This is a genomic window from Ornithinibacillus bavariensis, assembly GCF_050433565.1.
In the GTDB taxonomy this organism is placed as follows: domain Bacteria; phylum Bacillota; class Bacilli; order Bacillales; family Amphibacillaceae; genus Ornithinibacillus; species Ornithinibacillus bavariensis.
Map to the genome: position 1 here is coordinate 637,719 of NZ_JBNPWZ010000001.1, position 22,624 is coordinate 660,342.

At 34.1% G+C, this 22,624-nt stretch carries 24 protein-coding genes, 1 other RNA gene and 1 pseudogene; 22 read left to right on the top strand and 4 right to left on the bottom strand.

Going from position 1 to position 22,624, the window contains the following annotated elements; translation table 11 throughout:
* Positions 1 to 33: 33 nt before the first annotated feature.
* Together ptsP and HNR27_RS02975 are read right to left on the bottom strand one after the other, a co-directional pair.
* Positions 34 to 1,746 (bottom strand): phosphoenolpyruvate--protein phosphotransferase, encoded by a 1,713-nt coding sequence (gene ptsP, locus HNR27_RS02970; protein WP_429338689.1) that lies wholly within the window; start codon positions 1,744 to 1,746, stop codon positions 34 to 36.
* A gap of 128 nt (positions 1,747 to 1,874) precedes the next feature.
* On the bottom strand, positions 1,875 to 2,792 hold the full coding sequence (locus HNR27_RS02975; protein ID WP_429338690.1) for an alpha/beta hydrolase: 918 nt from the start codon (positions 2,790 to 2,792) through the stop codon (positions 1,875 to 1,877).
* Between the two features lie 162 nt (positions 2,793 to 2,954).
* On the opposite strand from HNR27_RS02975, the gene secG reads away from it, so the two are divergent.
* From secG to HNR27_RS03055, 16 genes and pseudogenes are all read left to right on the top strand, one after another.
* Positions 2,955 to 3,188: a preprotein translocase subunit SecG gene (gene secG / locus HNR27_RS02980; protein WP_212919820.1), complete on the top strand. Its 234-nt coding sequence runs from the start codon at positions 2,955 to 2,957 to the stop codon at positions 3,186 to 3,188.
* 216 nt (positions 3,189 to 3,404) lie between these two features.
* Positions 3,405 to 4,151, top strand: a complete 747-nt coding sequence (locus HNR27_RS02985) for an alpha/beta hydrolase (protein ID WP_429338691.1) — start codon at positions 3,405 to 3,407, stop codon at positions 4,149 to 4,151.
* Positions 4,152 to 4,203: 52 nt separating this feature from the next.
* Positions 4,204 to 6,465 carry a ribonuclease R gene (gene rnr / locus HNR27_RS02990; RefSeq protein WP_429338836.1) on the top strand — a complete coding sequence of 754 codons (2,262 nt, stop codon included), beginning with the start codon at positions 4,204 to 4,206 and terminating at the stop codon, positions 6,463 to 6,465.
* A 174-nt stretch (positions 6,466 to 6,639) separates the two neighbouring features.
* Positions 6,640 to 7,446: a zinc transporter ZupT gene (gene zupT / locus HNR27_RS02995; RefSeq protein WP_429338692.1), complete on the top strand. Its 807-nt coding sequence runs from the start codon at positions 6,640 to 6,642 to the stop codon at positions 7,444 to 7,446.
* A 100-nt stretch (positions 7,447 to 7,546) separates the two neighbouring features.
* Complete coding sequence (gene smpB, locus HNR27_RS03000; protein ID WP_212919816.1) at positions 7,547 to 8,014, top strand: SsrA-binding protein SmpB; 468 nt, start codon at positions 7,547 to 7,549, stop codon at positions 8,012 to 8,014.
* Positions 8,015 to 8,234: 220 nt separating this feature from the next.
* Positions 8,235 to 8,597, top strand: a transfer-messenger RNA (tmRNA) gene (ssrA, locus tag HNR27_RS03005).
* A gap of 437 nt (positions 8,598 to 9,034) precedes the next feature.
* Positions 9,035 to 9,541 (top strand): GNAT family N-acetyltransferase, encoded by a 507-nt coding sequence (locus HNR27_RS03010; RefSeq protein ID WP_429338693.1) that lies wholly within the window; start codon positions 9,035 to 9,037, stop codon positions 9,539 to 9,541.
* A 126-nt stretch (positions 9,542 to 9,667) separates the two neighbouring features.
* Complete coding sequence (locus HNR27_RS03015) at positions 9,668 to 10,129, top strand: GNAT family N-acetyltransferase (protein WP_429338694.1); 462 nt, start codon at positions 9,668 to 9,670, stop codon at positions 10,127 to 10,129.
* 86 nt (positions 10,130 to 10,215) lie between these two features.
* Complete coding sequence (locus HNR27_RS03020) at positions 10,216 to 10,500, top strand: hypothetical protein (protein ID WP_429338695.1); 285 nt, start codon at positions 10,216 to 10,218, stop codon at positions 10,498 to 10,500.
* A 297-nt stretch (positions 10,501 to 10,797) separates the two neighbouring features.
* A complete protein-coding gene (locus HNR27_RS03025) occupies positions 10,798 to 11,031 on the top strand; it encodes a hypothetical protein (RefSeq protein WP_429338696.1) in 234 nt (77 codons plus the stop codon).
* A 575-nt stretch (positions 11,032 to 11,606) separates the two neighbouring features.
* Positions 11,607 to 11,998, top strand: a pseudogene (locus tag HNR27_RS03030) (histidine phosphatase family protein).
* A 570-nt stretch (positions 11,999 to 12,568) separates the two neighbouring features.
* The gene (locus tag HNR27_RS03035) at positions 12,569 to 13,033 is read left to right on the top strand and encodes a VanZ family protein (RefSeq protein WP_429338697.1); all 465 of its coding nucleotides are present in this window, start codon (positions 12,569 to 12,571) and stop codon (positions 13,031 to 13,033) included.
* Positions 13,034 to 13,141: 108 nt separating this feature from the next.
* On the top strand, positions 13,142 to 13,405 hold the full coding sequence (locus HNR27_RS03040; protein WP_429338698.1) for a hypothetical protein: 264 nt from the start codon (positions 13,142 to 13,144) through the stop codon (positions 13,403 to 13,405).
* Between the two features lie 420 nt (positions 13,406 to 13,825).
* Positions 13,826 to 14,440, top strand: a complete 615-nt coding sequence (locus tag HNR27_RS03045) for a GNAT family N-acetyltransferase (protein WP_429338699.1) — start codon at positions 13,826 to 13,828, stop codon at positions 14,438 to 14,440.
* A 40-nt stretch (positions 14,441 to 14,480) separates the two neighbouring features.
* Positions 14,481 to 15,092, top strand: a complete 612-nt coding sequence (locus tag HNR27_RS03050; RefSeq protein ID WP_429338700.1) for a TetR/AcrR family transcriptional regulator — start codon at positions 14,481 to 14,483, stop codon at positions 15,090 to 15,092.
* Positions 15,093 to 15,352: 260 nt separating this feature from the next.
* Positions 15,353 to 16,114 carry a DUF3888 domain-containing protein gene (locus HNR27_RS03055; protein WP_429338701.1) on the top strand — a complete coding sequence of 254 codons (762 nt, stop codon included), beginning with the start codon at positions 15,353 to 15,355 and terminating at the stop codon, positions 16,112 to 16,114.
* A 260-nt stretch (positions 16,115 to 16,374) separates the two neighbouring features.
* Here the strand turns inward: HNR27_RS03055 and HNR27_RS03060 are convergent, their stop codons facing one another.
* Positions 16,375 to 16,905 carry a DUF1259 domain-containing protein gene (locus tag HNR27_RS03060; RefSeq protein WP_429338702.1) on the bottom strand — a complete coding sequence of 177 codons (531 nt, stop codon included), beginning with the start codon at positions 16,903 to 16,905 and terminating at the stop codon, positions 16,375 to 16,377.
* A gap of 600 nt (positions 16,906 to 17,505) precedes the next feature.
* On the opposite strand from HNR27_RS03060, the gene HNR27_RS03065 reads away from it, so the two are divergent.
* From HNR27_RS03065 to HNR27_RS03075, 3 genes are all read left to right on the top strand, one after another.
* A complete protein-coding gene (locus tag HNR27_RS03065) occupies positions 17,506 to 18,567 on the top strand; it encodes a serine hydrolase domain-containing protein (RefSeq protein ID WP_429338703.1) in 1,062 nt (353 codons plus the stop codon).
* A complete protein-coding gene (locus tag HNR27_RS03070) occupies positions 18,551 to 19,000 on the top strand; it encodes a DUF1569 domain-containing protein (protein ID WP_429338704.1) in 450 nt (149 codons plus the stop codon). The genes HNR27_RS03065 and HNR27_RS03070 overlap by 17 nt, the downstream gene beginning before the upstream one ends.
* A 244-nt stretch (positions 19,001 to 19,244) precedes the next feature.
* Entirely contained in the window at positions 19,245 to 19,736 is a 492-nt protein-coding gene (locus HNR27_RS03075) for a DinB family protein (RefSeq protein WP_429338705.1), read from the top strand.
* Between the two features lie 273 nt (positions 19,737 to 20,009).
* On the opposite strand, the gene arr is transcribed toward HNR27_RS03075, so the two are convergent.
* Complete coding sequence (arr, locus tag HNR27_RS03080; protein WP_429338706.1) at positions 20,010 to 20,426, bottom strand: NAD(+)--rifampin ADP-ribosyltransferase; 417 nt, start codon at positions 20,424 to 20,426, stop codon at positions 20,010 to 20,012.
* Positions 20,427 to 20,591: 165 nt separating this feature from the next.
* On the opposite strand from arr, the gene HNR27_RS03085 reads away from it, so the two are divergent.
* The 3 genes from HNR27_RS03085 to HNR27_RS03095 all read left to right on the top strand — a co-directional run bounded on the left by HNR27_RS03085 (position 20,592) and on the right by HNR27_RS03095 (position 22,474).
* The gene (locus HNR27_RS03085) at positions 20,592 to 21,113 is read left to right on the top strand and encodes an RDD family protein (RefSeq protein WP_429338707.1); all 522 of its coding nucleotides are present in this window, start codon (positions 20,592 to 20,594) and stop codon (positions 21,111 to 21,113) included.
* 272 nt (positions 21,114 to 21,385) lie between these two features.
* Positions 21,386 to 21,784 carry a GyrI-like domain-containing protein gene (locus HNR27_RS03090; protein WP_429338708.1) on the top strand — a complete coding sequence of 133 codons (399 nt, stop codon included), beginning with the start codon at positions 21,386 to 21,388 and terminating at the stop codon, positions 21,782 to 21,784.
* Between the two features lie 249 nt (positions 21,785 to 22,033).
* Positions 22,034 to 22,474, top strand: a complete 441-nt coding sequence (locus HNR27_RS03095; RefSeq protein ID WP_429338709.1) for a hypothetical protein — start codon at positions 22,034 to 22,036, stop codon at positions 22,472 to 22,474.
* Positions 22,475 to 22,624 lie beyond the last annotated feature (150 nt).

Sequence of the window (22,624 nt, forward strand, 5' to 3'; positions counted from 1 at the left end):
AGGGAAATATTCTCTGCTCTTCTATTAGCTTACTTATTCTGTTTTTTCTTTTACAAATGCAACAACCTCTTCAGCAGTGGACATAGAAAGTAATTTATCCTTATAAGAAGCCATTTCTTTCTTCGAGATATTCTTTAGCTGTGTTCGAGCTGGAAGAATGGATGTAGCACTCATACTAAATTCATCAAGTCCTAAGCCAAGTAAGATTGGAATAGCAATTGGATCTCCTGCCATTTCTCCACACATACCAGCCCATTTTCCTTCACTATGTGCAGCCTCAATGACATTATTTACTAGGTTTAGGATCGCTGGATGATATGGTTGATATAAGTATGATACTTGTTCATTCATACGGTCAGCAGCCATTGTATATTGAATAAGGTCATTTGTTCCGACACTGAAGAAATCAACCTCTTTCGCAAATTGTTTCGCGATAACAGCTGTGGATGGGATTTCTACCATAATTCCAACTTCAATATCATCCGATACGGAATGTCCTTCTTGCTTTAGGTTTTCTTTTTCTTCTAATAAAATCGCTTTTGCTTTACGGAATTCCTCAAGTGTAGCAATCATTGGAAACATTATCTTTAGGTTACCATAAACACTAGCACGAAGAAGCGCTCGTAGCTGTGGACGGAAAACATGTTCATTTTCTAGGCAGAATCGGATAGCACGGTAGCCTAGGAATGGATTCATCTCCTTAGGTAAATCAAGGTATGGTAGCTCTTTATCTCCACCAACGTCCAGTGTACGAACAACTACAGGCTTGTCTCCCATTTGCTCTAAAACAGATTTATATGCTTCAAATTGCTCATCTTCAGACGGTAATTCACTTTTACCCATGTATAGGAATTCTGTACGATATAGACCAACACCTTCACCACCGTTGTTTAGAACACCTGTAACATCATTTGGAGTGCCGATATTACCGACAAGTTCAATCTGTTCACCATCAGCAGTAAATGTAGGCTCGTCCTTTAATTGAGCCCAAAGAGCTTGTTGTTTTGCAAAGTTTTCTTGTTTTGCTTTGTATTCGTTTAGTTCTTCCTCTGTTGGATTAATCACAACGTTTCCATCAATTCCATCAATAATAACGATTTCATCTTGAGAAACGGATTTTGTTACTTCCTTTGTACCAACTACTGCTGGAATTTCTAATGAACGTGCCATAATAGCTGAATGGGAAGTACGTCCACCGATGTCTGTCGCAAATCCTTTAACAAATTGCCGATTAAGCTGTGCAGTATCAGAAGGAGTTAAATCATTTGCAATGACTATTACCTCTTCATCGATTAAAGCAGGGTTAGGGAAAGAAACGCCAAGTAAATGTGCCATTACTCGTTTTGTTACATCGCGAATATCAGCTGCACGCTCGCGCATATATTCATTATCCATGCTTTCAAACATACCGATAAACATATTAGCAACATCTTCAAGTGCAGCTTCGGCCATTGTTTTATCGTTATTAATTTTGTCCTTAATTGGATTGATAAGCTCTGGGTCACTTAGAACAAGTAGGTGCGCAGAGAAAATCTCTGCATGCTCTTCACCAAGTTCTTTTAGTGTATGTGCTTTTATTTTTTCGAGCTCTTGTTTGGAAACCTCAAGTGCCTGTTCTAGACGCTGTATTTCGTTATCAGGATTATCTATTTCTTTTACAGTATAGGATAAATCTGGTGTAACCAGCTGGTAGGCTTTTGCAATAGCAATTCCAGATGAGGCTGCAATTCCTTGGATGTTCGTCATGACTTTTTACTTCCTTTCATTACAAATCTATACGTTATCTACTATATGTTACCTGTATAAAGGTATGGATTCAAGCAATACATCATCTTGCAACAAAAAGTTCATTTTGAAACCGCTTTACTGGAAAATTATGTTGCAATTTGCTTGATTATCCAGTTTAGAATATCTTCATAGATTTCTTCTTTGTTAATTTCATTTAAAACCTCATGACGTGCTCCCTCTATCAGAGACACAGTGATATGCTCTATACCTAATGACTTGTACATGGATGCCGTTTTCCAAACACCTTTTCCATAGTTCCCTACTGGATCTTGATCCCCACTGATGATGAACATCGGTAAGTCCTTCCGTATTTGATTGTTCCGCTCTGGAGAATGAATCCATAAAAGCCCGGTCATGAGATCGAAGAAAAAGCGTGCTGTTGGGATGTACCCACACAAGCTATCCTCTAAATAAGCCTGTACGACAGCATCATCTCTTGTTAACCAATCAAATGGTGTTTTTTGGTTTTTAATTTTCCGATTAAAGGTCCCAAATGCTAATTTATTCATGAATGGTGATTTCTTTTTTGGAGATAGTCGGGATGCTAGTAGCTTTCCAAAAGTAGCTGTTGCCTTTGGATAATAACCAGTGCCAGATAGGATGACCCCTGCTATATCACTGGCATATGTTTGGATGTAGTTTCTAGATAAAAAGGATCCCATACTATGACCAAGAAGGAAAATAGGTTTGTCCGGATACGCTTTTTTTATCAGTTGGGTGATTTGATGTAGATCATTGGTCGTTTTTTCAAATCCATCCGCTTCTGAAAAGTAGCCCATTAGCTCTTGCTTTTGCCCTGTTTTTCCGTGTCCTCTATGGTCATTTCCATATACGTATATCCCATTTCGTACTAAAAATTGTACAAAGTCATGATATCGTTGAATGTGCTCTGTCATACCGTGAGCAATTTGGACAATGGCCTTAGGCTCCTTACTTTCTTCAAACCATTTTTCAACATATATTTCTGTTTCATCTACTGACTTCATCCAAAAGGTAGCTTTCACATGAATCACCTCTATTATTTCTATTTCCTCCATCATAATAGATAGCGCGTATAAATTCTATTTGTCTGGTCCTTTTTCGAAAAATAGCTTGATAAATTATTCAAAATTATGCTAAAGTAGGAATAGTTACTGTCCGATATGTTCAGGAGGTGTCATGGGAACATGGCTAGTTTTGTAAATTTTCTACTAGTGCTTGATGCAATTATTATGATTGTTTTAGTTCTATTACAAAGTGGTAAAAGTGAGGGCCTATCTGGAGCAATCTCTGGTGGTGCAGAACAATTATTTGGAAAGCAAAAGGCTAGAGGAATAGACTTAGTATTACACAGAATGACAATTATTACGGGAGTATTATTCTTTATTCTAGCTTTTATAAGTGCATATGTTTTACAATAGTTTAAAGTAACTCTTATCACAACTAGTGATAAGGGTTTTTTATTGGTTGATAGAAAGAAAAAAATCGTAAGACCGTTTCTTCCTATTAAGGCAAGGGGTGGACCTTGTTTTCATTTATTTTTAAATAAACCCGAAACATGCCTAGAAGTGCTTTCTCATGTGTAGATTAATGAATAAAGGGTACAGTATATAGTATAAATAAGGAGATTTAGTGAAATGAAAGTTATTCAACCAAAGCCATTTACATTTGAACGAGGCCCAAGAGCCGTTTTATTATTGCATGGGTTTACAGGTCATACGGCAGATGTACGTATGCTAGGCCGTTTCTTAGAACGAAATGGCTATACCTCACATGCACCAATTTATCGCGGACATGGACTGCCACCAGAGGAATTAATTCAAACAAGACCAGAGCAGTGGTGGGAGGATGTCCAAAAGGCTTTCCAGCATTTGAAGGATTTGGGCTATAATGAGATAGCTGTTGCAGGCCTGTCATTAGGTGGTGTATTCAGTCTGAAGTTAGCATATACGGAAAACGTAAAAGCTGTAATTCCTATGTGTGCGCCAATGTACTTCAACAATGAAAGTCAGCTAACCGCTGGATTCCAGGCATTTTCTAAGGAGTATAAGCAATTAGAGGGTAAGGATGAAAACACCATTGAAAAAGAAGTCTCATACTTAATGGAAAATTCTAGCCCGATGTTTCATGAATTAGGAAAAACGATTACCAGTGTTAAAAATCATGTGGATATGATTTATACACCTACAATGGTCGTTCAGGCAAGATTAGATAAAATGATTGATACGAAAAGTGCTACATATATTTATGAGAATGTAGAAGCAGATCGAAAGGAAATTAAGTGGTACGAGGAATCAGGTCATGTTATTACAATCGATAAAGAAAAAGAACAGTTACATGATGATATTCTTCAGTTTTTAGAATCACTAGATTGGGAAAACTAACAATAATAGTAAGGTTAGTGAAGAGAAAGAGGGTGTTTTTGTGAGTGAAATAATGCTAGATCGTTTACGAGACTTTTTTAATACATATGATTCCAAACCACTGGCAGTTGATGAATTAGAAGAAATATTAGAAATAACTGATGCAGTTGAGTTCAAGGAATTAGTGAAAGCCTTAAATGAGTTAGAACATAATGGAGAGCTTGTTCGTACGAGAAAGAATCGTTTTGGATTGCCGGAAAAAATGAATTTAATCCGCGGTAAAATCCAAATGCATGCTAAGGGATTTGCCTTTTTAATCCCAGATGATGAGAATGAAACAGATGTATATATTCATCATTCTGATTTGGCTTCTGCCATGAACAATGACCGTGTTTTAGTGCGAATTGAAAAACGTGATATTACTGGAAGTCGACCAGAGGGTACGGTCATTCGTATCTTAGAACGTGCTATCACAGAGGTAGTGGGAACATTCGAGGATAACAGAGCTTTTGGATTTGTTATTGCAGATGATAAGCGGATTCCCAATGATATTTTTATTCCAAAGGGAAAAATGAATGGTGCAGTCGACGGACATAAGGTTATCGCAAGGATTACGAAATATCCAGAGAACCGCATGAGTGCGGAAGGAGAAATTATTCAAATTCTTGGTCATAAAAATGACCCTGGAATTGATATTATTTCGATTATATATAAGCACGGAATTAAGATGGATTTCTCAGCGGAGGTTTTAGAGCAGGCATTAAATACTCCTGATGAAATAGATCCATCAGAGCTTAATAATCGCCGAGATTTGCGTGATGAAGTGATTGTAACTATTGACGGGGCAGATGCAAAGGATTTAGACGATGCAGTAAGTGTCAAGAAGCTTGATAATGGAAACTATAAGCTAGGCGTTTATATTGCTGATGTTAGTTATTATGTCACAGAAGGTTCACCGATAGATAAGGAAGCCTTTGAACGTGGGACAAGTGTCTATTTAGTTGACCGTGTCATTCCGATGATTCCACATCGTTTATCGAACGGAATATGTTCCTTAAATCCTCAGGTTGATAGGCTTACTCTTGGCTGTGAGATGGAAATTGATCCAGCAGGAAAAGTAGTTAAGCATGAGATTTTTCAAAGTGTGATTAGAACGACAGAGCGAATGACCTATCGTGATGTCAATAGTATCCTTGTAGATAAGGATGAGGAGCTTCGTGAGAAATATAAACTACTTGTTCCGATGTTTGAACAAATGGAAAAACTTGCGTCCATTCTACGTGCAAAGCGCATGGGGCGTGGTGCTATTGACTTCGACTTTAAAGAAGCACAGGTACTGGTAGATAAAGGTGGTATAGCAACAGATGTCGTTATTCGTGAACGGTCGGTTGCCGAACGATTAATTGAGGAATTCATGCTAGCAGCTAATGAAACAATTGCTGAGCATTTTCACTGGATGGAAGTTCCGTTTATTCATCGTATCCATGAGGACCCCGATCAAAGTAAGCTACAGCATTTCTTTGAGTTTCTAGGTGGTCTTGGCTACAAGGTAAAAGGAACCGCGAATGAAATCCATCCGCAAAGTCTGCAAAAGGTATTAGAGGATGCAGAAGGAAAGCCAGAGGAAATGATTATATCCAAGCTAATGCTCCGTTCCATGAAGCAAGCGAAATATGATCCGCAGAGTGTCGGACATTTTGGCTTAGCAACGGAATTTTATACCCATTTTACGTCACCAATTCGGCGTTATCCAGACTTAATTGTCCATCGATTAATTCGGACCTATCTCATTGATAAGAGCTTGGATAGTAAGACAATTGGTACATGGAAGGAGAAGCTTCCTGAGATTGCAAGACATTCATCCGAACAAGAACGGAAAGCTGTTGATGCAGAAAGAGATACAGATGATTTGAAAAAAGCAGAATATATGCAGGAGAAAATTGGAGAAGAATTTCCTGCTGTTATAAGTTCTGTGACAAGCTTTGGGCTTTTTGTTGAATTAGAAAACACGATTGAAGGACTTGTGCATGTCAGTTATTTAACCGATGATTACTATCATTTTGATGAGCGACATTATGCGATGATTGGCGAACGTACAGGAAAGGTTTATCGGATAGGACAAGAGGTTAAGGTTCGTTGTACAGGTGTTAATATGGATGAGTATGCCATTGATTTCGAAATAGTTGGTGGCGGAAAGAAGCGGAATCTCGATGCTGCTGAGCGAGGGAAAGCTGGAAAGAAATCAGGACCACTAAACGGTAAAAGCAAAGGGAACGGAAAAGCAGTAAAAGGCTCACAAAAATCAAAGAAGCCGAAGACACGTAAACGAAAATAGTTACATTACATGAAAAAACTGTATAGACTAATTCTGTCGAGTAAGCAGAATTAGTCTTTTTTTATTAAATAAATTTTTATTGCACTTTTTAGCTACTCCGAATAATATAATCTTATAAATGTTTCCCTTAGTCAAAAAAGATAAGTTAGTACAACATTAAGAGGAGAAGAATACATGTCATACGATGTATTGCTTGCATTTCTATTCACATTATTTGCAGGTTTGGCAACAGGTATTGGTAGTTTGTTAGCATTTTTCACGAAAACAACGAATACGAAATTTTTATCCTTTGCACTTGGATTTTCAGCAGGTGTGATGATTTATGTCTCAATGGTAGATATCTTTTTTAAAGCCCAGGATTCCTTGGTACAAGAATTAGGAAAAGATGGTGGTAGGTGGCTAACCGTTAGCTCTTTTTTTGCTGGGATGCTTTTGATTGCTTTGATCGATCGCTTTGTCCCAAAAGGCTCGAATCCTCATGAAATCAAAAAAGTAGAGGATATGAAAGCCAATGGTGCGATAACTAACAATCCTGAATTATTAAAAATGGGAGTATTCACCGCTTTAGCAATTGGGATTCATAACTTTCCAGAAGGTATAGCAACCTTTGTTTCAGCTATTCAAGATCCGGCACTAGGACTTGCAATTGCTGTTGCAATCGCGATTCATAATATACCAGAAGGAATAGCTGTTTCCGTACCAATCTATTTTGCAACAGGTGATAAGAAAAAAGCCTTTAAATTTTCATTCTTGTCAGGACTTGCAGAGCCTATTGGGGCATTAGTTGCATTTCTAATTCTAATGCCATATTTGTCGGACATCATGTTTGGCGTTATCTTCGCTGCTGTTGCTGGTATTATGGTATTTATCTCACTAGATGAGTTATTACCTGCTGCAAAGAAGTTTGATGAAGCCCATGTGTCCATCTATGGGGTAATAAGTGGAATGGCATTAATGGCTTTAAGTCTATTATTGTTATAATAGATAGAGGTGGAATATCATCGTGATGTTCCACCTTTTTATTGGAATACAGAGGATTATTTGGTAAAATGAATCCACGGAAGTTTTAGGAGGGCTAAAGATGCCTAAAGGTGAAGGTAAAGTAATTGCACAAAATAAAAAAGCATCCCATGATTATTTTATTGAAGATACATATGAAGCTGGAATCGTATTGCAAGGTACAGAAATTAAATCCATTCGTGCAGGACGTGTAAATTTAAAGGATTCCCATGCTAGAATAGATAAACGTGGGGAAGTTCAGTTAATCAACCTGCATATTTCGGAGTATGAACAAGGGAATCGCTTCAATCATGATCCGACACGAACAAGAAAATTATTACTACATCGCAAGCAAATTGATAAATTAATCGGTCTAACCCAACAGGAGGGCTATGCCCTTGTCCCTTTAAAAATTTATATCAAAAATGGTTTTGCTAAGGTATTGCTTGGTTTAGGTAAAGGGAAAAAGAAATACGATAAACGTGAGGATTTAAAGAAAAAACAAATGAAGCGAGATATTGATAGAGCCATCAAGGATTATAATCGTTAATAGGTAACCATCAGCTAGTGTATAAACGTAGCTGATGGTTTGATTATTTGTGAAGGAAACTGGAAAACGATTGTGAGGTTGGGAAAACATCCCACGCTATACGTCTTGAAAATGTCGTTTCATATGATATAATAAGTATGTCGCTGATACGTCAGTGATATGAAACTTAATAATAATAATAATTAAGCTCGATTATTTATCCCGAGCGTTTTCCTTTTATGGGGGCGTTACGGATTCGACAGGGGTAGGTCGAGCTCAGGTTGCGCGTCGAGGTTACGACTCGTAAAACGTTAATCGCCTAAATATAACTGGCAAAACTAACAATAACTTAGCTTTAGCTGCGTAAGCAGTCTTTAGCTGATCCTTCCTGCTCTCGCCCGTGGAGCAGATTGAAGGGTCTCAACTAGAGCGGGCTTTTACGGTGTCCACCGTCTGAGGATGGCCGTAGAAATTAATCAGACTAGCTACTTGGAAGCCTGTTGGTAGGCTGAAAAGCTAGCGAATGATAATATGCCAACTACACGTGTAGACGCCTGAGTGCCGATACCTTTGGACGTGGGTTCGACTCCCACCGTCTCCACCAATACATATGTTGGTGGTTTTTTTGTTTTTGTGACTTTAAGCATAAGTTATCAAAATGGAAAGCTTATGCTTAATTTTATTTATTGGGAAATCTTTTACTTGAATTCCGTTATACTTATAAATGCAAGAAAGATAAAATACAGAAAGACCTAGTGCTGGACATAGTATTTCCATTGAATGATAAAAAGAGTAGCAGTAAATGAGAGACTGTTTACTAACTCATGTTTTCTCGATAAACAAATAATAGTAGTCTTTAGAATCCAAAAGTGAGAATATATTTGACTTTTTCAAGTACACGAATAAGAAAATTAGTGTAAACTAAATTTACCGAATAGTCAAAACCCTGCAAGAGGGTATAGTTTTTGAAGAAATGTACTTAAACTAACGGATCAGATTAATGCAAGAATAGGGCAAAAAGGTATTTGGAGGATAGAAAACATGAAGAAAATAATAGAAACAGAGAGACTTTATCTTAGGGAACTAATAATGGAGGATGTACAAGATTTATCTAAAGTTCTTTCAGATCCAGAATCGATGCAATACTATAATGAGCCGTTTAATCAGGAGAAGGTGGAAAAATGGATCCAATGGAATATTGATAATTATAAAAAATATAACCATGGTTTATGGGCGGTAATTCTAAAAGATGGGGAAAAATTTATTGGAGACTGTGGCATTACAATGCAAGCAATAGAGAATGAAATAGTACCGGAGATTGGTTTTCATATTATAAAGAAGTATTGGAATAAAGGATATGCAACAGAAGCAGCAATTGCCTGTAAGGATTATGCTTTTGATATTTTGAATTACCCCAAGATATTTTCATACACTACACTTGAAAATATATCATCACAGAAGGTTGCAGAAAAAATAGGAATGCAGACATATAAGATGTTTGAGAAAAATGGTCAAAAACAAATTGCTCAAGTGATATTTAATATATAAGATATAAGATATAAGATATTTTCTTTAGCAATTAAATTCTTAGAGGTTTTGAAGAAATCTACTTAAACTAAAGGTTCAGTATTAGTTAGCGTGAAATAAATTTTTTTGGTTTAGGAGGTGAAATAAGTGAATATTAGACTTGCAGAGACAAAGGACATTAATCAGTTAATCAAAATGAGATGGCATAATACCATCGAATTTGATGAGAGCAAAAAGGACGAGCCTTATGAAGAGTTTGAAAAGGAATGTCAAATATTTTTAGAAAATGCACTAAATAGTAATCAGTGGTTTATTTGGGTTGCAGAGGATAAGGGAAAAATCATTTCACATATATACATAGAATTAATACAAAAAGTACCAAGACCTGGTAGAATTACTCACCCATTTGCATATATGACCAACGTGTATACGATTCCTGAATATAGAAATCAAGGCGTAGGAAGTAACGTATTAAGTTCAATAAATAAATGGATTAAAGAGAATAAATACGAATTTGTAATTGTATGGCCAAGTGATGAAGCAATCAATTATTACAAGAAAAATGGTTATGTTCATTGTAAGGAACCTATGGAGTACTTTCCTTCTTAAATAATGAATGCACTGGCTCTATAAAATAAACTAGGTTATTGCACCAACGGTTCAGAATGGTTGATATTATATAGGGGGTGTAAAGGGTGAAAAAATTGGTAACTAATACTAATTTTGCATATTTAACAACTGTATTTATTTTAATAGCTGTTATTTATAGTTTTATTGTCAATGAACCTATTTACAAAGTAACAACATTCTTATATCAAGCTACAATTCTAGTATCTATCATTACAATTGCAATTCACTTAAATGCCTTAAAGGAGAATAAAGTGAAGAAAAAAATAATTTTACTAAGCCTAATGGTTCCAGTTGCTGTCATAATTTATTATGTGGTAGGGGTTATTTACTGGTATAACACTGGAATGTGAGGTTATAGAAAGTTTATAAAGCTAAACCAGCTACTAGTTGTCAATGTTTTTCTCTAAACTAAAATAGCTTATGACTTATTAAATTTGCGTATGCCACATAACCTTTCTAACTTCGTTGAATGGAAGAATCGGTAAAACGGTTGAATTGTAGGTGTGAGATATAAAATTTATTGCAAACAGGTGTAATTTTCCTAGATATTATCGACTTTAAGTAAAAGTTATAGTATTAATTGGGTAGGATTGTTTTATAAGAAATTACAATACGAAAGGTAATTTACTATAAAAGTTTATTTATGTATGAGGGAGGTATTTATAATAAAAGAATTTATTGGTACATTATTGGTTTGTATCGTTATTTGTTGGATTTTTGTATTTTTCTTCTTCGGTCTTATTGTAGAAAATATATGGGTTTTAATTATTTTTATTGCATTGGTATTAGCGGTGCTAATTACAATTCTTATCAAACAGGATGCCAGAATTGAAGAATTAGAAAAGAAAATGGAAGCGTTATTAAGTAATAAACAGGATTAAGGAATATATTGTGAATTATTCTCTTTAAACAGAAGGAGAATCACTTCAAAGAAAGGTAATTGTACCAGTTATTAAACTATTGGAGCAGGTTTATGGAAAAGGAACTATAATGAATGGCTTTTAGTGATGGATCAAGATATGGAGAAGCAAACTTTGGGAATTAAAAAAATATAGACCATTGGACAATATAATTTTACAGGATAGATAACATTGATAGAGATGGAAATCCAAGTTTTATTATACCGAATTTAATGAAGTCATTTTTAATAGGAGTTGTTATTTTGGTCCTTCTTTAGCTGTTGCAATAATAATATTTTAAGTTCTTTACAGTTGGTTATTCGACTTGGCTGTAGCTTTTTATCCAGAACAATTTTTTCTTTTATGTAGTTATTAGTTTAAGTTAATAAATATTTTAAATAATTGAACAAATTAGATTGAAATTTTTAAGGATATATTTTAGTATTACTATATACATAGAATAACTATATATGTAGAATATTATAGATATAAGTAATTGAAAAAAAGAGTTTTCTTATTTGTTATTAACTTTGGGAAAGTATGAGAATTTTATATACATAGTAAGACATGGTGATTCGCAAAAAATCGGAATTAATAAAACAAGAGAGTTAACTGAAAAAGGCAAATATAGACGTTCAACGAAAAACGAAAATCCTAAAAAAGAATGTATTTATAGTTATCTCCAGTCCTTACACTTAGAGGTTAGTCTAATAAGGACTGCCATATAAGAGCTATAAAAACTTTAAAGGAGATATTTAATACTTATCGAGGACAGAAAGTAGTTGTAGGCACTCATGGGGCGGCGATGACTTTAATTATGAGTTATTAGATAGTAAATAAGAACTAGAGTTTTTGCTACAAACATCCAAACTAGATAAATACAGGATGGAATTTAATAAAAATGAATTAGTGGGGGGTGAATAGATTATGGGAATTCATAGGGTGTTAAAAATCCTAAACAGGAAAATCGTTGATTTAACAATACTTTTTGATTGAAGAGATTTACTTAAATGGTGCAAGAGTACAAGGATATGTCATGTTATTACGGGGTGAAATTATGGGTTTTTGGTATTTCTTAATATTATTTGTGGGAATATTATTAGTTGTTAAGGGGCTAGGTAGAAATAAAAAAATTAGCTTGGTATTTATAGGAATTTTATGTATTGCCTTCTCAATATTTATGTTTTCTCCAGGGAGTGCTAAAATCATTTCGGAATTATTATATTTAAATTAAAGTATAGAATAGATTTTAACTCACTTACTAGGTATTTTTACGAACGGATGCTTTACTTTAACAAGGTGATCTTCGATGATCGCTCTTTTTTTAGGGAACATAATATTTTTGAAATATTATGTTAATATTAAGCGACTATGAAAGGTTCTTCTTATAGTAAAAGAAGCATTATTTGATGAACCAGCTGCAGTAATCGCTCGCCCTTGTTACTCAGCTAAAGGGAGAGGTTTGTTGAAAAAAGGTTTTAAAAATAAAACATGACAAGCTATCGGGATGGGGGATACAATGAGAAAATTTATAAAAATAGTTTTCAGCATAAGTTTTGTATTTTATTTACTAGCATTGGTAGTTTTATTATTCATAGATTCAAGAGGTTCTATTTGGACAAATGTATCATTATTAGAATATGTAAAGCACTCCTCTAATTTTGTTCCGTTTAAAACTATAAGTACGTACATGACGGCACTATCTGATGGGAGTATGAATATAGATATACCTATAAAAAACCTCTTTGGTAATTTCATTATGTTTTTACCAATGGGTATTTATCTACCATACTTCATAAAAAAGATAAACAAAATAAGTGCATTTACCATTTCAATGATTTTATTGTTATTTGTAATTGAAGTGATACAAGTAGTTACAAGAAGAGGAAGTTTTGATATAGATGACTTCATTCTAAATATGGTTGGTGCCTTAATAGGTTTTGGTATTTGGAAAACAAAAGTTGTTCAAAAGTTACTTAAATAAATATTTATTAACTCTTCACCTCCCCCAGATATCTTCAATTTAATCTGACGAGACAGACAAGTTGAAGAAGTTGAAACTTACCTTAGTTTTTTATAAGGAGGATCGTAATTGAAAAAAGTATTTTTCTTGGTATTGTTGGCTACAATCCTGAGTGCCTGTGGTCAACTAGTAAGTGAGGTTAATGGTGCTTTAAATACCAATGCTATTATAAAAGAACCTCCTGAGTTAAAAGTAAGCTCAAACAATAATAATGTTGTTGCTGTTTTAGGGACTTATAGTTGGTCTTATGATAACAGAGATGAAACTTCTACTGCTATAGAAGCCGACGCAGACATACCTCCAAGAATAGTCCATCATCAAGAAACTCCATAAAATACAAATCTAGGTTCAGAAGTTAAATTGGAGTTTGTTAAAGCCCCGCAAGAAGTAGAGGTAAATATTTGGAACAATAGTCAAAAGGTAAGAGAGGTAAAAGTTGAAGGCTTACTTCCTATGAAACAGATGAAAAAGGGGATTTAATATATGAAATATACGCAACGTGGGTGCGATAAGAGTAAAAATCCAATAATAATTATTTTTCAACAAATGGATGCATTAGTTTTACAACAGGGATTGTCATAATTGATATTTCCCTGTATATTTTTTGTTTCACTATTGTTGCAGTATAGAGGAAAAAGAGGGAGAGAGTTTTATATGGGATGGGCGATAGATGTTTATAAATTTTGTTTGACAATGTGATATTTTATTTTATAATGAAAATATATTCATTCAATATAAAGGGGAGAAACACATATGAATTCAGAGGTTGATAAGTATACAATAGTCAAAGCAAATGAAACGGATTTAGATGTGAGAAAACAGATGTCTGAAATTTTTGCTGAAGGATTCACACAATGGCTTGTCTTTTTTTCAAAAGACAAAAACATCATTGCAAAGGCTTTTGCTCATATGTTTGTTTTAGATCAATTTTATGTAGCTATAGCGGATGGTGAAGTTGCTGGAGTTACGGCATGTACAGATGGGAAGGAGAAATCGGTAAGATTAAATAGAAAAGAACTGAGAAAGCACCTAGGTTTCATTAAGGGAAGTATGGCAGGAATTTTTTTAAAGAAGGAATTTGAAGCTCCTTATGAAAATTTCCCTCCCAATACTGGTTCAATCGAGTTTGTTGGAACAGCTCCAAAATTTCGGGGACAGGGTGTAGCATCTCAAATTATCCAACATATCATTGAAAATACACCGTTTAATGATTACGTAATTGAAGAGGTTGCAGATACGAATACTCCGGCAATGCGATTGTATGAGAAATTGGGTTTTGAAGAATACAAAAGAAAGCCTATGCCGGAGAAGATAGCCAAGAAAATTGGAATAAATAATTATTTGTCCTTGAAGTATATGAAAAGGTAAGGATTTATTTTTGCTAGATAACGAAAGGGAGAGAGAAATATTGCCTAGAACGGAAGAACAATATGAGGCAATGAGAATTGCGACAAGAGATAAAATTCATTCGGCTGCAATAAAGCTATTTGCAAAGAAGGGGTTTGCAGCTACAAGTGTGAAGGATATAGCGGAAGGGGCAGGAATCAGCATCGGGTTAATGTACCGTCATTATAAAAAGAAAGAAGATTTATTTAATGAACTGGTTACTTTTGCTGTAGAGGGGTTATATAGGAATGCTAAAAGGTTTCAAAGTGATAATTCTCCAGCTGAGTTAATTCAACAGTTTACACTAGAAATATTAAATGATCTTGAAAAAGATGATGAATATGCCCAGTTCCATATGCTTATGTACCAATCCATGATAATGGAGGATTCTTCTCCTCAAATACAAAATCTTAACAAAATGAGTGAATTATTATTTTACCAAATTACCCAATTAATCGAAAAGGGTCAGAAGCTAGGTCAGTTTAAACAGGGAAATGCATCAGAGTTGGCGTTTTTCTATTTTGCATCCATACAAGGAATGACCATGTTAAAAGTACTAAAAAGTGAGCAATATACTACGCTAAGTCCACAAATAGTTACAGCATTTTTATTTAAAGAGGATAGTGGTGATTGAAATTTAGGCAAAGTTGGCGTAGTTATTTTACCTAAGGTGATCCAAATGCGTCACCTTATTTCTATGGTTTAAAATTCTAATCTCATTTATGGAATCTCATCTTAGTATTTAGATAGAAGTTATAAAGCTAACGAGGATATTTATTCAGCAATCATAGCCAAATTCAAGAGTATTTAATGTGAAAGAATTTGGTAATCAAAATAAAGGCTATATTTTTCTGTAAGGGTAAATCTAAACCTAAAATAGTTTAGGTGGTTGCTATGACAAGAAAGTTTTTCCTTGTACTATCAATTTGGTTGTTGATCATGCTTTTCCAGCCAAATAGCACTAATGCCGAAAAAAATATAATCGATAATAGATTACTGCTCGACACTTTGGTTACTTTATTGAACCCGTACATATCAGGAAGCTTAGAACATTATTATGGATATCATAAGTCTTATGGTTTACATGACATAAAAATCCTCGATATATCAAGGGAAGAAAAGAGTGAATTCAGTTTTACAGTCAAGATTCAAGTAAATACCTTTGATGAAGCTCATAATCCTCCTTATGGTAAAGAAACAATAATACTGGAAGTCGATGTGGACAAAGTTAGAGTAATTAAATTCATCCATGAAGGGGATGTATGGGAAAGGAAAATTACAGATTTTTATAATGAAGCTATTTCAGATATACTACAGTCATTTAAATTAAACTTAACTTCCTTTAATAAACTTAACTACGAGCAATTGATGTTTAAATCAGAAAAACAAATGGAATACAAATCTCTTTCAGATATTGTAACCGAGATCATAGACGATGAGCTAACTACCGAAATAAATACCCCTTATAATCCTTATAAAAATGTAATAGCCCCTGTTACTTTTATTAAGGGGCATCAGGGATACATTCTTTTTAAAAAGGCAGATGGGACAAACATTGTTATAGAGGTGTTTAAGTTAAACGATAAATGGGTGGTTGTAAACAAGGAAAGTAAACAAGGTATGAAAATGAAATACGATTTGCTCTGGTATATGTAGTTATAAAGAGTTCAATCAGAGAGGTATCTCAAGTATTTTCGTTAACGGATGCCATTGTGAATTTACCCTAATCCCTTAAAAGGGAATATTAAATAAAATGTAAAAAGTAGTTAAATAATGATTCATTTTAGATAGATTAATGGTTAAAGTCCCGTGAGACTTTAACCATAAGTTTTCAAATATATTTAATTTAAAAGAGTAATTTAGTGTGAATACATCCATTTGTAACATTTAGTAAATACTCTTATATGGCTTGCTACTTAAAAAAGTCTTGCTTCTCTTGCTGCAGCTCTACTAGCCCTAGCGAATTCAGCCGGACTCATTCTTACATCCTCCCAATGTAAATACATTAGACGAGGTTCTTCAAACAACCAGTGGTTATGAAATGCTGTTACGATAATTCCTCTTCTTTGTAATGCATGGATCATTGGATTGACTTCTCTTTGTAGGACTACAGATTCACCTAGGTTTAGACCATTATCTTCAAAGGATAACATAAATGGAAGAGCCAATGGGGAGCGGGTGCGACGACCTAAAATAGTTGCTCTAATATTTCTGAGTCGCATAATAACACAGACAGGATCTGCAGTTACTACCTCTCCACCAATAATATTGGCAAGCTGCTGGCAAGTTGGCTTATTCCTTCCTCCCATATGACTATGACTACCATCTCTATGCCTTTTTATTGTTTTATGAATCTTGGAATCTGTAACTGATTCAAAAAAATCATCTAAATCAAATTCTGTATCATTACTTTCTGAACCTGTAAAATCATTACTTCTTCTGTTCACTTAAATCACCTCTCTTTCCAGTTACCTCTTAATAGTGTATTCAGATATATTAGACAAGAATAGACATGTTATCTAGCACAAAAGCACTTTTATTTCATCAAAACCTATTAAAATATTACAGATAACTATATCAATTTAAAGAAGAAATTAATCTGCCGATGGTTGTACACTAATAATTGGTTCTTGGGATTGTAATTATCTTTTTGAAATATAATGCCGTATTTTTATAGAGGTTAAGAAGATTGTTTTTGAATTTGTCGAAAAAAATCAACGAATCAACTTGAAGAGAAAATAGATAAAAACAATGAGAGAAAATGAATTTATTAAGCAATGGTGTGATAATTGACGACTTGTTATAGCTTATTTTGCTAAGGTTATTCTAGAAAGGAATGGGAAAGTTGAAGTGTTAGTAACTAAATTGTATAAATATAACAGAGTATTGCTAAAATTATTTGAGTATGCTACACTCACAATAGTTATACAGGTGACATAAGTGAGATAGCTTATGTTGGTGTCCTTAATGGTTAAAAACAGTTATGTTGCACAGTGCCTCCAATCATATTGGGGGCATTTTTTATTTTTCAAAGGAGAGTGGATAAATTGCTATTAAAAAAAGATTACACAAACATGTTTGAAGATGTACATACGCATGTAAAGGAAAGCGCTGAAAAGCTGGGTGCGAGTGGTGCCGCTCTATTTATTATCCATAACGACAAAATCGTAACAGAGTCTTATTTTGGTAAACAGTCGCTAGCTAAACATTCTCGAGATGTTAAAGCAGATACTCAATTTCACATTGCATCAGTAAGAAAGGCTTATATCGGTTTTGCTGCTGCTTACGCTATTTATCATGGATACTTTTCCATTGATGATCCGATTCAACGGTTTGTTGAAGACTCTCATTTACCTGCATATAAAGGTGTAACCATTCGTCACTTATTAACCCACACACATGGACTTAAAATAGCTGATGGTAAACTAGTAAGTGAGTACAAACCAGGTGAATCATGGGCATATAGAGGTCCTAGTATTGAGTTGTTAACAACGATTATCAAAAAAACAACGGGATATTCCGTTGCTGATATTGTAAAAGAGCAGGTCATTGAACCACTTGGATTTCAATCGACAGAATGGATTAAGATGAGTCAGCCTCATTCAAAAATTGCAAACACGATTCGAGATGCAGATAACATCTTTTGGACTGAGACGGATGTAGTAGATGGTTCTGGAATGAATATGTATGTGTCTGCAAAAGAGCTTGCTTTATGGGGCTTCCTTCATTTAAAAGAAGGGAAATGGGGAGGAAAACAGCTAATTCCTAGAGAAATCATTCAAATGGCAACATCCATTCAGACTCCTAACCCGAGACTTCCAATTCATAAGAATGGATTTTTATGGTTTGTTAAAGAAACGAACCATGCCTTTAACCAATTAGGCGATAAAGTACCAAAAGGTTCCTATCAATTACTCGGATACACAAATGTAGCTCTACTTGTCATTCCAGAGGAAAACGTAGTAGCAGTAAGAATGTTTAACCGTTATGGTTCATCTGAAGGATATGATTATCTCAACGATATTCGGTCTTTTGGAGACACTGTTTATAAATGTTCTATAAAGACAAGTACAAAGCAAATGGGGGAAGTACATGAAAAGTATCTTTAATCAATTGCATACAGAGGAAATTCTAGACCGAATTAACAAATTAAGTCCAAATTCACAACGTCAATGGGGTAAAATGGATGTTGCCCAAATGCTAGCACATTGCTCATCCTTTCAAGACATTGCAATGGGAAATACTTTTCCTTCAAGAGGTTGGCTAGGAATATTGATTGGACCATTTGTGAAACCAATTTTTTATAACGATAAGCAATTAGCCAAAAATATGTCCACAATCCCAACCATTTTGATTGTAGATGAAAAAGAATTTGAAACAGAAAAGGAAAAACTAAAACAAAAAATCATCGAATTTCAAAAAAATGGTCCAGAGAAGTGTACAACTCATCCACATCCTTTTTTCGGTAAACTTACTTCCGAGCAATGGGGAAAAGGAATTTATAAACACCTTGAACACCATTTAAAACAGTTTGGTGTTTAATTATCCGAGGGGATAGGTTTATCACTAATAAGATCAGAATCGAGATAAAGGATCAATAAATTGATGATCCTTTATTTTTTATGGTGAATGTTTTGAATATTATGTTAGTATTTAGTTGACGGTTATTCGATTAACTAGTTGTAGTTGGATAATGTTTGTTAGGAATTTCAGAACTACATGTCACAAAGGAAGCTTTGACCAAAGTGATTATCAATTAAAGGGAACAAATTGGAGGGGATAGAAAATGGATGTAAAGACACTTTTGTTACAGCAATGGGCAAGCTGCTTAGATAAGGAAGATTGGTTTCCACCACTGGAAAAAGTATTACAGGATATTACTCTTGAACAGGCGATTTGGAAGCCGGTTGAGGAATTGAATTCCATTTGGGAAATAGTTTGTCATTTACTTTTCTATGAAAAGAGATTTCTGATGCGGTTTCTTGGTGAAAAAGCGAATGAACCAAAGGCAGAAAATAATGATGCTACATTTCAATTACCAACTGAAACGCTAGAAAATTGGATAAAAACGAAACAAGAGTACGTTTATGTTCATCGTGAACTTGAAAAACTCCTAGCAAAATCAGAACATGAAGATTTGTATAGACAAGTCCCAGGAGAAGATCATTCATTAGTGCTTGAACTGAAGAGTTTAGCAATGCATGACGCATATCATATTGGGCAAATCGTATTCCTAAGTAAAATGCAAGGTGCTTGGCCAGGAAAACGCAGCTTTTAAAATCATTATTAGATTTACAGTTATTCCGCTATAGAAGCATTTTAAATAAAGTAAAGGGCCACTACATATGATGGGCCCTTTTTTGCATGATCTATCTTTAAAATACTAAGCTAGCACACAAGACATTGGAAAAGTGTATAGTTCGAATGAATTTGTCAAGATTTTGTAAAGTTGACGATTATGGGTATCGTACAAAAAAGCAAAACCAAAAACCAATTGTAAAAGCAAAGTGATTTTTGGTTCAGTCATAAATTTCATATAGTTTTTAGGCTATTAATCGTATATTACAGCCTTACCTTGTTCCCGTAACGCTTTTAGAGAGGTAAGCATATGATTTATTTCATCATCGGAATGTCTTTCCCATGAACCTAATTCAGCTATTATTTTCAAAGGAGATTTAGATCGATAAGAACGAGTTGGGTTTCCCGGAAATTTCTTGTCTGTTAGGTTCGGATCATTTTCAAAGTCACCTAATGGTTCTACGATATAAATTCTTTCTTTTAAATTAGATTTTGCTAATTCAGCACCCCATTTAGCAGCATCTAATGTTGCAGTGAAATAGATATAGTTAGATTTTTTATCTTGATAATTTGATAAATGTTGTGGTTCTAATAAATCGCCAATTTTTAGTTCTGCTTTCGTACCATGGAAAAAAGGACCGTTATCTAAGACGGCTTTTTTGTCATTCATACGGATATACCTCCCATCTTTTTGTGTATTCAGTATAGTATATGAACAGCAAAATGAGTAGTCTATAATAAATTTTCTTGAACTAGGAGAAAAGTGAATAGAGTTTCCATGAGTATGAAAAGATTACAACCTGGTTATTGTTAGAAACTAATTGCGAGGTGTCTCATGAATAATATTCCATTAAAAAGTAGATTAAAAGAATTGCTTGTTGATTATTTGGTCATACTCGCATACTTATTCCTATTGTTAATTATGAATCTAGGAATCATTTTCTTCGTCTTAGAGGAAATCCCGGAATACACAGAAATGCAAACACAATTGATAGCCGTATTTACCTCCGTCATACCAATTATCTTTGTATTTTCATATTTAGATTACTTCAAAAATGGATCTGTAGGAAAAAGAGTATCCGGGCTGAAACTGACTTACAAAAACCGTAAATTTAGTTCAAGTTTGACTAGGAATATCATTAAGTTTTTACCTTGGCAGCTAGGACATATAGGCGTTATTCATGGGATGTACAATGATTTTTCGATAACCTCGATTATCATCATGAATAGTGGTACCCTGCTTGGGTTAATATTGATATACATGGGGTTATTCAGGAAAGATAAACGCCATTTGGGAGATTTAATAGCAGGTACAAAAGTAGAACTTAAGCATCAGGACCCTATACAACTATATTAGGTTTTATAACTTATTGGCACGACGCTTTCTAAGGGAATAGGGATTTAACTTTGAGGGTTTTATTATGGTTTCTTTAGAGTGACTGGGAATCTTGCAATATATTTGGATTATGTATTGAGGAACTATCGGACCTAAGGATTGGATATTTATATTAAAATGTATATAGGATTCTGAGTATTAAGTACTTCAACTAACGGAGCAGAAGAGTTGAAGAAGGTATTATATAAATTTTGTAGAATTAGATAAATAAAAACATTGGAGGAGTATTTATTATGAAGTTAACGATTATTAAAAGTGTTAGAACAAATAATTTCAAAGATGAATCTATCATGCAAAAGATTACAGATATGTGGAAAAAGGCATCAAGTGTTTTAACAAATCAGGATGAGGTTACATATGGTCTGTATCATGATTACGAGAGTGATTATAAAGGGGATTATTCATTAAGCGTAGCAATAGAAAGTAGTGATAACACATCCACAATTAATATTCCAAACACAAGTAAATATAAGATTTTTGAAGTAGATACTACAGATGAAAATGGAATACTTAACACTTGGAAGCGGATATGGGATAGAGAAGAGAAAGGGGATTTAAAGAGAGCTTATTCATTTGATTATGAAAAATATTACCCTAATGGTCAAATCGAGATTCATATAGCTACTAAATAGTTTACTATGTTTATTAAGCAAAAGGGTGCAATTATGAAATAAATGATTATTAATTTGTTAGTCTATATTTTTGAAAACTATTTTGAAGTATTATGTTATTTATGCTTCGAAATCGGATACTGGAACAATAACAGCGTTTACAGGACTGAGTTTGTATAATAGATGTATTAGAAATTGATGAAGTAATTGGGACCTAGGAATATAAGGCGAAAATACAGTTCAAAACAATTTTATAAGGAGAATATTATTATGAAAATCCGATTCTTTGAAGAAAATGAATTTCTAATTAAAAAAGCAATTGGCCCTGGAATTTACAATATCAAAATAGGGTTATCTGGAGAAAATAATTCAGATTATGAATCTTTGTATATAGGAAAATCCTATTCAATGATAACTAGATGCTCTACTCATCTTTATGAACTTCATAAGGATCCTTCATATTTTGGGTTGTCAGTTTGTGATATGACAAATAATAACCTGGAATTAAATATTGAAATTTTTGAATCGCTTGATATAGATGAGGAGTTAAGCTCAGGAGAAAAAGATATATTGCTACGAGAGAGAGAGTTAGAAGCGATTAAAAAGCTGAAACCACTTTCACAACTTGAAACAAGTGATCGTCTTAAAAAAAATCGAGTAGATATTGTTCAGAGTTTTTTGAAAGCACTATTAAAACAAAATGAAAAATAGTAATTATTAATAATTATTAATAAATACACTTGAAAGTCAATATCTACTTTAATCAACGGGTGCTTTACTACAAGATGAGAAAATGCACCTGTTATTCAACTATCGGGGCAGTTTAGTTGAAGAGCTAAATGGAAATCAAGGAGGGTTAAA